The sequence below is a fragment of the Vibrio sp. 1069 genome, assembly GCF_033340555.1.
The window spans coordinates 1-812 of sequence record NZ_JAWOWP010000236.1; the positions used below are offsets into that span (position 1 = coordinate 1).

The following is an 812-nucleotide window of genomic DNA, read 5'->3' on the forward strand; positions in this document are numbered from 1 at the left end:
GTGGTGAAGAATTTCTGGCTGGCCAATGTCACCATGTATTTCACCCATGCAGTAGCTGCCGAAAGTCGCGGCAATATCCATAAACGCCTGCACTTCATCGCTGCTATCAATAAAATCCAGCCGTGAGGCGCAGTTGTAAATCATCACTACTTCTGGCTGATGCATAGCAAGTTCCACCACCCCATGACGCACTTGTTCTAACGTCAGAGAAGGATGGTTATAACAAAACTGAACCTCATCACCGAGGCACCACGGCCTATCGAAACTCATGCTTCCATCGGCGTGAAGTTCTGTGACGGTACAAACTTCCTTGCGCCCCAACGTTTCTCGATACAACGGGAAACTGAGTAATTGGTTAATCGTCACGTCGTGCCCGTCGGCAAGATAATGCTTATAAACATCGAGGGCTTTACGCTCTCCTAAGCAATACAAGCGCGTGCCTTTCGCATGCGTCACTTTGTGCGGCATGCCGATTGGGTTCCACTCGGAATACGCGTCTGTCCAAGTTTTCAAAGTATCACTGTGCAAAGCCACTGCCACTACGGCGTTGTCGTATGTCTGGTTTTGATAGAGCACCCAACAGCCGTCTTCTATGGTCTGCGCTAATCCACCAGACACTCGCACGTTTTCGGTCGCAAAAGTTTGATACAAAGGATAATCACGACGTTCGATTTGCACGGCAAAACTGATGATGACTTGAGAGTTGCTTTGTAACTGCAGCGAACGTTTGAGCTCGCCACCGTCTATATCGGGAGAGAAAGAATACGCTTGGACAGCAGACGTTAGTGTGGTTTGGTCAAACTCAATCAGGT

General features: G+C 48.8%; 1 protein-coding gene. It reads right to left on the reverse strand.

The genetic code is table 11. From position 1 onward, the window contains the following. Positions 1–812 (reverse strand): FIST N-terminal domain-containing protein (locus R7040_RS25695; protein ID WP_318097460.1); only part of this gene is annotated, 812 nt, incomplete at both ends.